Genomic DNA, 12,486 nt, shown 5'->3' on the forward strand with positions numbered 1-12,486 from the left:
GTGAGGAGGGTGATTTTAGGCGGGCAGGGGCTCGGCGGGCAGGGCGGTGTCCGCGATGCTGGCGGCATGAGGCCGTGGCGGCGGACTGCTGCCGCGCAGGTGGTCGGCCAGCAGGCGTGCGGTCATCGGCAGGGCCTGGAAGTCGCGGGCCACGATGCGCAACTCGCGGTGGGCCCAGTCATCTTTGAGTGCCACGGCCTGCAGTTGGCCAACGCCTTGCATCAGGGCAAAGGCCCGGTCAGGCAGCACGCCCACGCCCAGGCCGTTGTCGATCATGCGGTACATGGCATCCAGCCCCGTGACCTGGATGCGCAACTTCAGTGCCCGTCCTGCGCGTGCGGCAGCCTGCTGCATGGCCAGGCTGATGCTGCTGTTGGCGTGCAGACCCACGATGTCGTGGTCAAGCACGTCGGCAAAGTGGGCGCTGTCCTGTTGGGCCAGGGGGTGGTGGTGTGGCACCACCAGCACCAGGCGGTCTTCCCGGTAGGGCAGGGTCTGCAATGGCGCACCGGTGCTGGCTTGATCGCGCACATGGCAGATGCCCAGGTCGGCAGCACCCTCGGTCACGGCCTGCATGACGTCGGGGCTCAGGTGTTCTTCGAGGTCGATCTTGATCTGCTCGTGCTCACGGGTGAAGGCGCCCAGGTCTTCGGGCAGAAACTGAACGATGGCCGAGATGTTGGCGTGGATGCGCACATGGCCGCGCACGCCGTCGGCGTATTCGCTCAACTCGCCCTGCATCTTTTCCAATCCATACAAGACGGTTCGGGCGTGGTGCAGCAGGCTCTCGCCGGCCGGGGTCAGGCGCACACCGCGGCTGTGTCGGTACAGCAATTGGGTGTCGACGGTCGCCTCCAGGTCACTCAGGCGCTTGCTGACGGCCGAGGCGGCGATGAATTCACGCTCTGCGGCTTTGCCAATGCTGCCCAGCTCGCAGACAGCCACAAACAGCTGCAGCGAGGTCAGGTCGATTCGGCGGGCAAAGTTGCGCTCGGAGCTTTTCATGGGGTGTTTTCATCTCGGATTGAGATGCGATGAGTATTTTCGTGGCTATTCTAGGGTCTTGGCATCTCTATCGGCGATGGCTTCCGTCGTTGAGAGTGGGAGCTGGGTTCGCCTGGGGGCAGGCCGTGCTCCCGGATTCAGGCGAAAAAAAGCCCGCTTTGAAGCGGGCTCGGGCTTTGGGGGGGGGGGGGGGGGGGCTGGGATCAGCTGAAGAAATTCTTCAGTCGGTCGGTCCAGCTGTCGCCGCTGGGGGAGTGCTTGCCGCCCCCCTTCTTCAGCGATTCTTCCAGTTCGCGCAGCAGCTTGCGCTGGTACTCGGTGAGCTTGACCGGCGTTTCGACCGCGATGTGGCAGTACAGGTCGCCAGGGTAGCTGGAGCGCACGCCCTTGATACCCTTGCCACGCAAACGGAACTGCTTGCCCGCCTGGGTGCCTTCAGGGATGTCAATGGCAGCCTTGCCTTGCAGTGTGGGCACTTCGATCTCGCCACCCAGGGCGGCGGTGATGAAGCTGACCGGAACGGAGCAGTGCAGGTCATCTCCGTCGCGCTCGAAGATGTCGTGCTTCTTGAGGCGGATTTCGATGTACAGGTCGCCCGGTGGCCCGCCATTGGTGCCGGGCTCGCCATTGCCGACGCTGCGGATGCGCATGCCATCGTCGATGCCGGCCGGGATTTTCACTTCCAGCGTCTTCTGCTTCTTGATCTTGCCCTGGCCATGGCACGCGGTGCAGGGCTCGGGGATCACCTTGCCGCTGCCGCGGCAGGTGGGGCAGGTCTGTTGCACGCTGAAGAAGCCCTGGCGCATCTGCACGCTGCCCTGACCGTTGCAGGTGCCGCAGGTCTTGGCGCTGGTGCCGGGCTTGGCGCCGGAGCCGTGGCAGGTGTCGCAGGTGTCCCAGCTCGGGATGCGGATCTGCGCATCCTTGCCACGGGCCGCCTCTTCGAGAGTGACCTCCATGGCATAGCTGAGGTCGCTGCCGCGGTAGACCTGGCGCCCGCCCGCACGGCCACCACGCTGCTGGCCGAACATGTCGCCAAAGATGTCACCAAAGGCCTCGGCAAAGCCGCCAAAGCCTTCGGCGCCACCGGGGCCGCGCATGTTCGGGTCCACGCCGGCGTGGCCGTGCTGGTCATAGGCGGCCCGCTTTTGCGGGTCGCTGAGCATTTCATAGGCTTCCTTGGCTTCCTTGAATTTCTCCTCGGCAGCCTTGGCCGCATCGCCCTGATTGCGGTCAGGGTGATGCTTCATCGCCAACTTGCGATAAGCCTTCTTGATTTCTTCATCCGAGGCAGTCTTGCCGACACCCAGGACTTCGTAATAGTCTCGTTTAGCCATTGGTTTTCCGAGCCGTATTCAACACAAACGCCGCGCAGGTCCCAGGCCTGGGTCCGGCGCGGCGGGCGAAGTGGCCGTAGCCGGGGATCAGCCCTTCTTCACTTCCTTGACTTCAGCGTCCACCACGTTGTCGTCAGCGGGCTTGGAGGCAGATTCCGTGCCAGCGGCGCCGGCACCTGCTGCACCGCCGGCGGCGGCCTGCTGGGCAGCTTGCTCGGCTTGCATGTCGGCGTACATCTTCTCGCCCAGCTTCTGGCTGGCGGTCATCAGCGCGTTGCTCTTTTCTTCGATGGCCGCCTTGTCTTCACCCTTCAGGGCCTCTTCCAGGTCCTTGATGGCGGCTTCGATCTTTTCCTTCTCGCCAGCTTCGAGCTTGTCACCGTAGTCGGTCAGGCTCTTCTTCACGCTGTGCACGGTCGCTTCACCCTGGTTGCGGGCTTGCACGATTTCGAGCTTCTTCTTGTCTTCGGCGGCGTTCAGCTCCGCATCCTTCACCATCTTCTGGATTTCCTCTTCGGACAGACCCGAGTTGGCCTTGATGGTGATCTTGTTTTCCTTGCCCGTGCCCTTGTCCTTGGCGCCCACGTGCAGGATGCCGTTGGCATCAATGTCGAACGACACTTCGATCTGGGGCAGGCCGCGCGGTGCGGGCGGGATGCCTTCGAGGTTGAATTCGCCAAGCAGCTTGTTGCCCGAGGCCATTTCGCGTTCGCCCTGGAACACCTTGATGGTCACGGCCGGCTGGTTGTCGTCGGCGGTGGAGAAGGTCTGCGCAAACTTGGTCGGGATGGTGGTGTTCTTGTTGATCATCTTGGTCATGACACCGCCCAGGGTTTCAATGCCCAGGGACAGCGGGGTCACGTCCAGCAGCAGCACGTCCTTGCGGTCGCCCGACAGCACCTGGCCCTGAATGGCAGCACCCACGGCCACGGCTTCGTCGGGGTTCACGTCCTTGCGCGGATCCTTGCCGAAGAACTCTTTCACCTTTTCCTGCACCTTGGGCATGCGGGTCATGCCGCCGACCAGGATCACGTCGTGGATCTCACCCACCGTCACGCCGGCATCCTTGATGGCGGTGCGGCACGGAGCGATGGTGCGCTCGATCAGCTCTTCCACCAACTGCTCCAGCTTGGCGCGGGTCAGCTTGATGTTCAGGTGCTTGGGGCCCGAGGCGTCAGCGGTGATGTAGGGCAGGTTCAGGTCGGTGGCGGCCGATGAGGACAGCTCGATCTTGGCCTTTTCGGCGGCTTCCTTCAGGCGTTGCAGGGCCAGCACGTCCTTGGACAGATCGACGCCTTGTTCCTTCTTGAACTCGGTGATGATGTAGTCGATGATGCGTTGGTCAAAGTCTTCGCCACCCAGGAAGGTGTCGCCGTTGGTGGACAGCACTTCGAACTGCTTTTCGCCATCAACGTCGGCAATTTCGATGATGGACACGTCAAACGTGCCACCACCCAGGTCATACACGGCGATCTTGCGGTCGCCCTTGTCGGTCTTGTCCAGGCCAAATGCCAGCGCGGCGGCGGTGGGCTCGTTGATGATGCGCTTCACTTCCAGGCCGGCGATGCGGCCAGCGTCCTTGGTGGCCTGGCGCTGGGCGTCATTGAAGTAGGCGGGCACCGTGATCACGGCTTCGGTGACTTCTTCGCCGAGGTAGTCTTCGGCGGTCTTTTTCATCTTGCGCAGAATGTCTGCCGACACCTGCTGAGCCGAAAGGCGCTTGCCGCGCACTTCCACCCAGGCGTCGCCGTTGTCGGCGGCCACGATGGAGTAGGGCATCAGGTTGATGTCCTTCTGCACTTCTTTTTCGGTGAACTTGCGGCCAATCAGGCGCTTGATGGCATACAGCGTGTTCTTGGGGTTGGTCACGGCCTGGCGCTTGGCCGAGGCGCCCACCAGCACTTCGCCATCTTCCTGGTAAGCCACGATCGACGGGGTGGTGCGTGCACCCTCCGAGTTCTCGATCACCTTGGTGGTGTTGCCTTCCATGATGGACACGCAGCTGTTGGTGGTGCCCAAGTCAATACCGATGATTTTTCCCATGATTTACTCCTGTATTTCGATTGCACGCCGGGCGATTTGCCAGCGTGTGTTGTTTGGTTCGTCTTGTTGATGAGTTGTGGATAACTTTTGGGGTTTCAAGCCCCGGCGGCTTCCAGAACTGAAAATTTATTTGGGCGCGGCCACCGTCACCAGGGCCGGGCGCAGCACGCGCTCGGCAATCAGGTAGCCTTTTTGCAGCACGCTCACCACCGTGTTGGCTTCTTGGTCGGCGGGCACCATGCTGATGGCCTGGTGCTGGTGCGGGTCGAATTTGCTGCCTGCTGCCGGTGCAATGGCCAGCACCTTGTTGCGCTCGAGTGCGGCGGTCAGTTGACGCAAGGTGGCTTCTGCGCCTTCGCGGATCTGTTCGGGCTTGGCATCCTTGATGGCCAAGCCGGCTTCCAGGCTGTCGCACACGGGTAGCAGGCTTTCGGCGAAGCTCTCGATGCCGAACTTGCGGGCCTTGGCGATTTCTTCCTCGGCACGGCGACGGGCGTTTTCGGCCTCGGCCTTGGCGCGCAGGAACTGGTCGGCGAGGTCCGCGCTCTTGGCCTTGAGGGCTGCCAGCTCGGCCTGCGCCTGGGCCAGCGCCTCGACGTCGTTGGCAGCCTGGGCGGCTTCTTGCTCTTCGGGGCTCATCGGGCCGCCTGGCATGGCCTGATTCTGGTGTTCTTGGTTTTCAGACATTCGGATTCGGGTCGATAAGTTGACGAAAAGAGGATGTCGCGGCAGATGGGGCCGCTGTTGAACTTTTCAAGGCGTGGATTGTCCACTGGATTCGTCTCAGCCAAAAAAGCGATGGGCGCTTGTGTTTTGAGAATCAGTGGCGCTATACTCGTGGGCTTTGCCTTGCCGTACTGCTACAGACGCAGCGGACGGCTTCACCCGTAAGGAGTACTCAATGCGTCATTATGAAATCGTTTTGCTGATTCACCCGGATCAGAGCGAACAGGTTCCGGCCATGCTGGAGCGCTACAAGGGCATGATCACCGCCGGCGGCGGCAAGATCCACCGCGTGGAAGACTGGGGCCGTCGTCAACTGGCGTACCTGATCAACAAGCTGGCCAAGGCCCACTATCTGTGCGTCAACATCGAAGCCGATCAGGCTGTGATGGCTGAACTGGAACACGCGTTCAAGTTCAACGATGCCGTGCTGCGTCACCTGACCGTCGTCAAGAAGAAGGCTGATACCGGCCCGTCTTCGATGATGAAGACCGTCGAGCGTGAAGAGGCCCGCAAGGCCCAGCAAGCTGAATTCGCCGCTGCCAACAACTAAGGCCTGCGTCCAGTTCGTTTGACTGATTCAAAGGGGAAGTGAACCACGTCGCTCTGACCGCCGTGATCGTTGAGGCCAAGCCGATGCGATTCACACCTGCCGGTCTGCCCGCCATTGACCTGCGGCTCGAATCCGAGTCGGAGGTTGAAGAAGCTGGGCAGAAGCGCAAGGTGCAGGTGGCCATCAGGGCTGTTGCGCTCGGTAGTAACGCCGAACGGCTTGCCAAGCAGGCCCTCGGCTCGGTCTGGAAATTCTCCGGATTTCTGGCCACACCGCGCAACGTCAAGACCGTCGTTTTTCACATCCAGGAATTCCAGCAAGATTAAATTTCAGGAGGCCAACATGGCCACGTTCAAGAAGTTCAACAAAGATAAGCGCCCGAAGCGCAACACCCAGTCCCTGCTGTTCAAGCGCAAGCGCTTCTGCCGCTTCACCGTCGCTGGCGTCGAAGAAATCGACTACAAGGATGTCGACACCCTGCGTGACTTCATCGCTGAAAACGGCAAGATCATCCCCGCTCGCCTGACCGGCACGCGCGCCATCTATCAGCGTCAGCTGAACACTGCCATCAAGCGCGCCCGCTTCCTGGCTCTGGTGCCTTACAGCGACCAGCACAAGATCTAAGGAGAACAACCATGCAAATCATCCTGCTCGAAAAGGTTGTGAACCTGGGTAACCTCGGCGAAATCGTCAAGGTCAAGGACGGCTACGCCCGCAACTTCCTGATCCCGTCGGGCCGCGCTCGCCGTGCTACCGAAGCTGCCAAGGCTGAGTTCGAAGCCAAGCGCGCTGAGCTGGAAAAGGCCGCAGCCGCCAAGCTGGCCGAAGCCCAAGCCCAAGGCGAAAAGCTGGCTGGTACGACCGTCAAGGTCACCCAGAAGGCTGGCGTTGATGGCCGTCTGTTCGGTTCCGTCACCAACCACGACATCGCTGAAGAACTGATCAAGCAAGGCTACCAAGTGGTCAAGGCTCAGATCCGTCTGCCCAACGGCCCCCTGAAGGTGGTTGGCGACAGCACCATCAGCGTTGCCCTGCACACTGATGTGGTCGTTGAAGTGAATGTTTCCGTGTACGGCGAAACCGCCTGATCACCGAAGCCACTGCTTCTGTCAAGCCGCCTTCGGGCGGCTTTTCTTTTGGGGAAGTCGCCAGGGTCGAAGTGCGTTTATCCCCTTGATTTCCCCTCATCATGCACAGCTTATCCCCAGCCCTGGGGCTGACGGAAGGCGTTGAAACGCTTACGATTTAAGGCTGCCAAGGAAACCCATGTCTGCCATTTTTCCGCCTGTCGACTCTGATTTCGAGCCTGATTTCCATCTTCCTGTCGGAATCGAGATGCCGCCGCCACTTGAGTCGGCGCCGGCGCAGCACGCGATTGAGCGCACGGTGGACCGTGAGGTGGCCAAGCTGCGCGTGCCGCCGCATTCGATCGAGGCCGAGTCCAGCGTGCTCGGGGGCTTGCTGTTGGACAACAGTGCCTGGGATCGTGTCGCCGACGTGGTGAGCGAAGGTGACTTCTACCGCTATGAGCACCGTGTCGTATTCGGGGTGCTCAGCTCGCTGATCAACTCAGGCAAGCCTGCCGACGTGATCACGGTCTATGAAAGCCTGCAGAACCTGGGCAAAGCCGAAGAGGTGGGGGGGCTTGGTTACCTGAATTCACTGGCCCAGTATGTGCCCAGTGCCAGCAACATCCGCCGTTATGGCGAGATCGTTCGCGAGCGCTCGATCCTGCGCAAGCTGGTCACGGCCAGTGATGAGATCGCCACCGTGGCGTTCAATCCGCAGGGGCGCGCCGTCGACAAGATTCTGGACGAAGCAGAGCAGAAGATCTTCAAGATTTCGGAAGAAGGTTCGCGCAACAAGCAGGGCTTCCAGTCCATGGATTCACTGGTGGTTGACCTGCTGGACCGCGTCCAGGAGATGGCCGACAACACCAATGACATCACCGGTGTGCCCACGGGCTTCTATGACCTGGATCGCATGACCTCGGGTCTGCAGGCCGGTGACCTGGTCGTGCTGGCGGCCCGTCCCTCGATGGGTAAAACGGCTTTTGCCATCAACATTGCCGAGCACGTGGCCTTGAACGAAGGTCTGCCGGTGGCGGTGTTCTCCATGGAAATGGGGGCCGCTCAGCTGGCGGTGCGTATTGTGGGTTCCATTGGCCGCATCAACCAGGGCAACCTGCGCACCGGCAAGCTCACTGATGATGAGTGGCCGCGTCTGACCGAGGCCATCGAGCGTCTGCGCACGGTGTCGCTGCACATTGACGAGACGCCAGGCCTGTCGCCCAGCGAGCTGCGGGCCAACTCGCGCCGGTTGGCGCGCCAGTGCGGCAAGATGGGCTTGATCGTGGTCGACTACCTGCAGCTCATGAGTGGCTCCGGCTCGGCGGCCAGTGCCGACAACCGTGCCACCGAGCTGGGCGAAATCTCCCGTGGCCTGAAGATGCTGGCCAAGGAGTTGCAGTGCCCGGTGATCGCGCTTTCGCAGCTGAACCGAAGCGTGGAGCAGCGCACCGACAAGCGTCCCATGATGAGTGACTTGCGTGAATCCGGCGCCATCGAGCAGGATGCGGACATCATCATGTTCATCTACCGTGACGATTACTACAACAAGGAAAGCAAGGACCAGAACATGGCCGAGGTCATCATCGGCAAGCAGCGTAACGGCCCGACCGGCACGGTGAAGCTGTATTTCCACAAGTCGCAGACCCGGTTTGAAAGCCTGGCCCGCGGCTCTGCCGACGATTTCTGAGCAGGCCTCCTGTTTCTGCATGATCTCAAGCACATGGGCGTGGCTGAGCCGGCATCCCTTGGGTGTGGTGTTGTGGGCCTTGCTGGGGGGGCTGCTGCTGTTGGTGGCCCTGCTTGTCTGGCGGCACGACGAACTGATGCGGCATCTGCTGCATCCAGAGCGTCGACCCATCAGCGCACAGGCGCAGGCCGATGCCCGGCGCCGCTTGCCGGGGCTCGAATCGGTGGCTTTTCGCAGTGCCGATGGCGTCACTCTGCAGGGCTGGTATGTGCCCTCGCGCAATCGCGCGGCGGTGGTGTTGGTGCACGGCGCGGCCGAGAATCGCCTGTGGCTGCTGGACGAAGCTGAGTCGCTGGCCAGGCTGGGGTTTGGTGTGCTGCTGTACGACAACCGGGCCGCTGGCGAAAGTGGCGGTGACCTGCAGACCTGGGGTGATCGTGAGCAAGAGGATGTGATCGGCGCCCTCGATTTTCTGCAGCAACGCCCCGATGTCGATCCTGGCCGGCTGGGTGCGGAGGGTTTCTCCATTGGGGCCTCTACCGTGGCGTTGGCGGCCGCGCGTGATCAGCGGGTGCGAGCCGTCGTCTTGAAGGCGGTTTGGACGGGTTTGTCGGAGGAGCTTTCGCGCATGCTGGGTGGCGGTTGGCAGGCACGCTGGGTTTTGCGCGACTTTGCCCGGGCGGGTGTGCGGTTGGAGCAGGTCAATCCTCTGGCCCGGATCGCGAGCCTGGCCCCCAGGCCCGTGATGGTGGTGGTGGGTGACCGTGATCACCACGTGCCCCTGGAGGTGGCCAGGGCCGTGTTCGAGGCTGCGGGCCAGCCCCGCATCTGGCGTGTGATTCCCGATGCCGACCACGTGGATTACGAGCGCCTGGGCGGCGATCCCCTGCGTGCCGAGGTGGGGGCTTTCTTTGCCAAGGGGCTGCTGCCTTGGCCGTGATCCAGTGATTCTGGTGCCTTGAAATGCAAAACGCCCGGGCATGCCGGGCGTTTGACTGGGGTTGGCCGGCCGCTGGCCGGTCCGTTCAACGCGTTGTCAGAGCACTTCGCTCGCAAAATCAGCCAGGCGTGATCGCTCGCCACGTGCCAGGGTGATGTGCCCGCTGTGCGGCCAGCCCTTGAACTTGTCGACGGCAAAGGTGAGTCCGGACGAGCCTTCGGTCAGGTACGGTGTGTCGATCTGGGCCAGGTTGCCCATGCAGATGATCTTGGTGCCCGGGCCGGCCCGCGTGATCAGTGTTTTCATCTGCTTGGGCGTCAGGTTCTGTGCCTCGTCGATGATCACGTACTTGTTCAGGAAGGTGCGTCCGCGCATGAAGTTCATGCTCTTGATCTTGATGCGGCTGCGGATCAACTCATTGGTGGCGGCGCGGCCCCATTCGCCCGCATTGCCGCCGTCACCCTTGGCCAGAAATTCGAGGTTGTCGTCGAGGGCCCCCATCCAGGGACCCATTTTTTCTTCCTCGGTGCCCGGCAGAAAGCCGATGTCCTCACCCACGCTCACGGTGGCGCGGGTCATGATGATCTCGGTGTACCGGCGGTCATCCAGCACCTGGGTCAGGCCTGCGGCCAGTGCCATCAGGGTCTTGCCGGTACCGGCGGTGCCTGCCAGGGTCACGAAATCGATCTCAGGATCGGTCAGGAGGTTCATCGCGAAGTTCTGTTCGCGGTTGCGCGTCGTCACGCCCCACACGGCGTTCTTGGCGTGGGCAAAGTCCTTCAGGGTCTGCAGCACCGCGGTCTTGCCGCGGATCTCGGTCACTCGGGCATACAGGCTGGGCTCACCCGGGGCTTCGAAAAACACGAACTGGTTGATCAGCAGATTGGGCACGATGGGGCCCGCAATGCGGTAGTAGGTGTGCGAGCCGCTTTGCCAGCTCTCGACCGATTTGCCATTCTTGGCCCAGAAGTCGGCAGGCAATGCCATGGCGCCGGAGTACAGCAGGTCGCCGTCCTCCAGCGTCTTGTCGTTCTGGTAGTCCTCGGCGGTCAGGCCCAGGGCGCGGGCTTTCACGCGCATGTTGATGTCTTTGGACACCAGCACCACTTCGCGTGTGGGTTGGCCCTCCTGGCCTTGTGGGCTGTGCAGGTGGCGCAGCGCCTCCACCACACCCAGGATCTGGTTGTCGGCCTTGCCCTGGGGCAGGCTGGTGGGCAGTGTGTAGTTCAGTGGCCGGGTCTGGAAGAAAAGCTTGCCACCGGCTTCGCGGTGGCCGGTGGTGTCCAGTTTCAAGCCGGCCGTGATGTCGGCTCCTTGGGCGGCGGCCAGCGCATCGAGTGAGCGGCTGGTCTGGCGCGCGTTGCGAGCCACTTCGGTCATGCCCTTTTTGTGGCTGTCGAGTTCTTCCAGCACGATCATCGGCAGGAAGATGTCGTGTTCCTCAAAGCGGAACAGGCACATCGGGTCGTGCATCAGCACATTGGTGTCGAGCACGAAGAGCTTGGTCGGCCCGGTATGCCGCGCCTTGCGGCTGCGTGCTGCGACGGCCGGCGCCTCGGCTGCCACCGGTGTGACGGCGATGGGGGCGGCTGTCGGGGTGCTGGGAATCGATTTGGTGACGGCGGGGGCTGCTGCCGGGGGGCTCAGAAGGGCCGATACCTGGGTGGAGGCAGTCTTGCGTCGGCTGGGGGTCTTGACCGGTGCGGGGGCGGCTGGTGCAGCGGGGATGGCCAGCAGGGCCTCGGGTGCCTCACCCTTGGCCTCGGGGTGGGCTGAATCGGCCGCGCGGCCGCGTGATCCGGCCTTGCGCGCTTTGTCCTCGCCGGGGTTGGCGTAGGCGCTGGTGGGCAGGATGGTGGCTTTCTTCGATGGGGCGGGAGGCAGGGGCATGGAAGGTCAGTCTCCAGAAAAAGCACTGAAAGTGGGAATGCGAGTGCACGGATTGGTGCAGGAAGCAAAAAAGCCGCCAGGAGACCTGAGCGGCTTTTGCGGAGGAGGGTGGCGGTGCGAAACCAGCAACATATGCGAGCCATTATGCATGACTCGACAAGCCCTCCCGGGATCGGGCTGAGGGTTCTCAGGCGGCCTTTTTGAGGGCTTTGAGTTCCTTGACCGACTTCAGAACTTCGTCCACGTGACCCGGCACCTTGAGGCCGCGCCATTCTTCTTTGAGAATGCCGTCTTCGCCAATCAGGAAGGTGCTGCGTTCGATGCCCTTGACCTTCTTGCCGTACATGATCTTGTTCTTGACCACGCCGAACATGTGGCACATTTTTTCTTCGGTATCAGCGATCAACTCGAAGGGCAGTTCCAGCTTGAGCTTGAACTCATCGTGCGATTTCATGTTGTCGCGCGACACACCGAACACGGTGGCGCCGGCCTTCACGAAATCCTTGTATTTGTCGCGGAACTGCATCGCTTCGGTGGTGCAGCCCGGGGTGTTGTCCTTCGGGTAGAAGTACAGCACCAGGATCTGGCCCAGGTGGGAAGAGTTCGACACCTTGATCCCACCCGTGGCGTTCGCTTCGAATTCAGGGATGGACTTGTTGACAACGATCGCCATAGAACTTCAATCTCGTGTGACAGGTGTGACCTAAGATGGGCTGGGTCCGGAGGCATTGCACCTCTCTTTTGATTGCCCGCTCCATCCGCAACCCAAGATTTTACCTCTAAATCGGTCGACTCAGGGTTGCGCGGGCTCGTTGCCCTCGATCAACAGTGCTGCCGCCACCTTGCGGCCCTCTTGCGCCAGGATGTTGTAGGTGCGGCAGGCGGCCTGGGTGTCCATGGTTTCCAGCCCGATGCGGCGGGCCATCAGTGCCTTCAGCCAGGCCGCCGGCGGAAAACGGTTGCGTCGGCCACTGCCAAATACGATCAGTTCGCAATCAATGGCGGCCAATTGCTCGAAATGATCTTCGGTCAGGTCTTCGAAGCGGCTCACGGGCCAGTTCAGGCGCTGCCCCTGAGCGCTGATGATGAGGCTGCCGGCGTGTTTCTCGCCGTTGATGGCCACCCAGCCCTCGCCGTAAGCGGTGATGGATTGAACGTCGAATTGGTCGGGTTGCAGCTTCATGGGGCACTGTGTTGGGGCGAAGAGGCGCGACTGTGGGGCGCGCTGCAGGCTGCGG

General features: G+C 62.0%; 13 protein-coding genes. 6 read left to right on the forward strand and 7 right to left on the reverse strand.

Going from position 1 to position 12,486, the window contains the following annotated elements; genetic code table 11:
- Nucleotides 1–15: 15 nt before the first annotated feature.
- The 4 genes from AC07VS_RS03215 to grpE form a co-directional block, all read right to left on the reverse strand.
- Nucleotides 16–1,005 carry a LysR family transcriptional regulator gene (locus tag AC07VS_RS03215; RefSeq protein ID WP_494750213.1) on the reverse strand — a complete coding sequence of 330 codons (990 nt, stop codon included), beginning with the start codon at nt 1,003–1,005 and terminating at the stop codon, nt 16–18.
- 203 nt (nt 1,006–1,208) lie between these two features.
- Nucleotides 1,209–2,342, reverse strand: coding sequence for a molecular chaperone DnaJ (gene dnaJ, locus AC07VS_RS03220; RefSeq protein WP_492346823.1), 1,134 nt, complete (start codon nt 2,340–2,342; stop codon nt 1,209–1,211).
- 87 nt (nt 2,343–2,429) lie between these two features.
- A complete protein-coding gene (gene dnaK, locus AC07VS_RS03225; RefSeq protein WP_492346824.1) occupies nt 2,430–4,385 on the reverse strand; it encodes a molecular chaperone DnaK in 1,956 nt (651 codons plus the stop codon).
- Between the two features lie 126 nt (nt 4,386–4,511).
- The gene (grpE, locus tag AC07VS_RS03230; protein WP_492346825.1) at nt 4,512–5,072 is read right to left on the reverse strand and encodes a nucleotide exchange factor GrpE; all 561 of its coding nucleotides are present in this window, start codon (nt 5,070–5,072) and stop codon (nt 4,512–4,514) included.
- A gap of 214 nt (nt 5,073–5,286) precedes the next feature.
- Between grpE and rpsF the strand changes: the two genes are divergently transcribed.
- The 6 genes from rpsF to AC07VS_RS03260 all read left to right on the forward strand — a co-directional run bounded on the left by rpsF (nt 5,287) and on the right by AC07VS_RS03260 (nt 9,358).
- Nucleotides 5,287–5,661 (forward strand): 30S ribosomal protein S6, encoded by a 375-nt coding sequence (gene rpsF / locus AC07VS_RS03235; protein WP_019574989.1) that lies wholly within the window; start codon nt 5,287–5,289, stop codon nt 5,659–5,661.
- A 38-nt stretch (nt 5,662–5,699) separates the two neighbouring features.
- On the forward strand, nt 5,700–5,987 hold the full coding sequence (gene priB, locus AC07VS_RS03240; RefSeq protein ID WP_019574988.1) for a primosomal replication protein N: 288 nt from the start codon (nt 5,700–5,702) through the stop codon (nt 5,985–5,987).
- A gap of 16 nt (nt 5,988–6,003) precedes the next feature.
- Nucleotides 6,004–6,285 (forward strand): 30S ribosomal protein S18, encoded by a 282-nt coding sequence (gene rpsR, locus AC07VS_RS03245; RefSeq protein WP_011794373.1) that lies wholly within the window; start codon nt 6,004–6,006, stop codon nt 6,283–6,285.
- An 11-nt stretch (nt 6,286–6,296) separates the two neighbouring features.
- Nucleotides 6,297–6,749: a 50S ribosomal protein L9 gene (gene rplI / locus AC07VS_RS03250; protein ID WP_019574987.1), complete on the forward strand. Its 453-nt coding sequence runs from the start codon at nt 6,297–6,299 to the stop codon at nt 6,747–6,749.
- Between the two features lie 178 nt (nt 6,750–6,927).
- Nucleotides 6,928–8,418: a replicative DNA helicase gene (gene dnaB / locus AC07VS_RS03255; RefSeq protein ID WP_492346826.1), complete on the forward strand. Its 1,491-nt coding sequence runs from the start codon at nt 6,928–6,930 to the stop codon at nt 8,416–8,418.
- A gap of 19 nt (nt 8,419–8,437) precedes the next feature.
- On the forward strand, nt 8,438–9,358 hold the full coding sequence (locus AC07VS_RS03260; RefSeq protein WP_494750214.1) for an alpha/beta hydrolase: 921 nt from the start codon (nt 8,438–8,440) through the stop codon (nt 9,356–9,358).
- Nucleotides 9,359–9,454: 96 nt separating this feature from the next.
- Here AC07VS_RS03260 and AC07VS_RS03265 read toward each other — a convergent pair whose 3' ends face one another.
- The 3 genes from AC07VS_RS03265 to AC07VS_RS03275 form a co-directional block, all read right to left on the reverse strand.
- Entirely contained in the window at nt 9,455–11,248 is a 1,794-nt protein-coding gene (locus AC07VS_RS03265; protein WP_494750215.1) for a PhoH family protein, read from the reverse strand.
- A 187-nt stretch (nt 11,249–11,435) separates the two neighbouring features.
- Nucleotides 11,436–11,921 (reverse strand): peroxiredoxin, encoded by a 486-nt coding sequence (locus AC07VS_RS03270; RefSeq protein ID WP_027475765.1) that lies wholly within the window; start codon nt 11,919–11,921, stop codon nt 11,436–11,438.
- A 120-nt stretch (nt 11,922–12,041) separates the two neighbouring features.
- Nucleotides 12,042–12,431 (reverse strand): Mth938-like domain-containing protein, encoded by a 390-nt coding sequence (locus tag AC07VS_RS03275; protein ID WP_492346829.1) that lies wholly within the window; start codon nt 12,429–12,431, stop codon nt 12,042–12,044.
- Nucleotides 12,432–12,486 lie beyond the last annotated feature (55 nt).

Source organism: Curvibacter sp. GW821-FHT01G03 (assembly GCF_059422285.1).

Bases quoted from the DNA above. Each gene is read 5' to 3' on its own strand.
- rpsR (WP_011794373.1), top strand. From the start codon at position 6,004: ATGGCCACGTTCAAGAAGTTCAACAAAGATAAGCGCCCGAAGCGCAAC.
- grpE (WP_492346825.1), bottom strand. From the start codon at position 5,072: ATGTCTGAAAACCAAGAACACCAGAATCAGGCCATGCCAGGCGGCCCG.
- rplI (WP_019574987.1), top strand. From the start codon at position 6,297: ATGCAAATCATCCTGCTCGAAAAGGTTGTGAACCTGGGTAACCTCGGC.
- dnaK (WP_492346824.1), bottom strand. From the start codon at position 4,385: ATGGGAAAAATCATCGGTATTGACTTGGGCACCACCAACAGCTGCGTG.
- AC07VS_RS03265 (WP_494750215.1), bottom strand. From the start codon at position 11,248: ATGCCCCTGCCTCCCGCCCCATCGAAGAAAGCCACCATCCTGCCCACC.
- dnaJ (WP_492346823.1), bottom strand. From the start codon at position 2,342: ATGGCTAAACGAGACTATTACGAAGTCCTGGGTGTCGGCAAGACTGCC.
- AC07VS_RS03260 (WP_494750214.1), top strand. From the start codon at position 8,438: ATGATCTCAAGCACATGGGCGTGGCTGAGCCGGCATCCCTTGGGTGTG.
- AC07VS_RS03270 (WP_027475765.1), bottom strand. From the start codon at position 11,921: ATGGCGATCGTTGTCAACAAGTCCATCCCTGAATTCGAAGCGAACGCC.
- rpsF (WP_019574989.1), top strand. From the start codon at position 5,287: ATGCGTCATTATGAAATCGTTTTGCTGATTCACCCGGATCAGAGCGAA.
- AC07VS_RS03215 (WP_494750213.1), bottom strand. From the start codon at position 1,005: ATGAAAAGCTCCGAGCGCAACTTTGCCCGCCGAATCGACCTGACCTCG.
- dnaB (WP_492346826.1), top strand. From the start codon at position 6,928: ATGTCTGCCATTTTTCCGCCTGTCGACTCTGATTTCGAGCCTGATTTC.
- AC07VS_RS03275 (WP_492346829.1), bottom strand. From the start codon at position 12,431: ATGAAGCTGCAACCCGACCAATTCGACGTTCAATCCATCACCGCTTAC.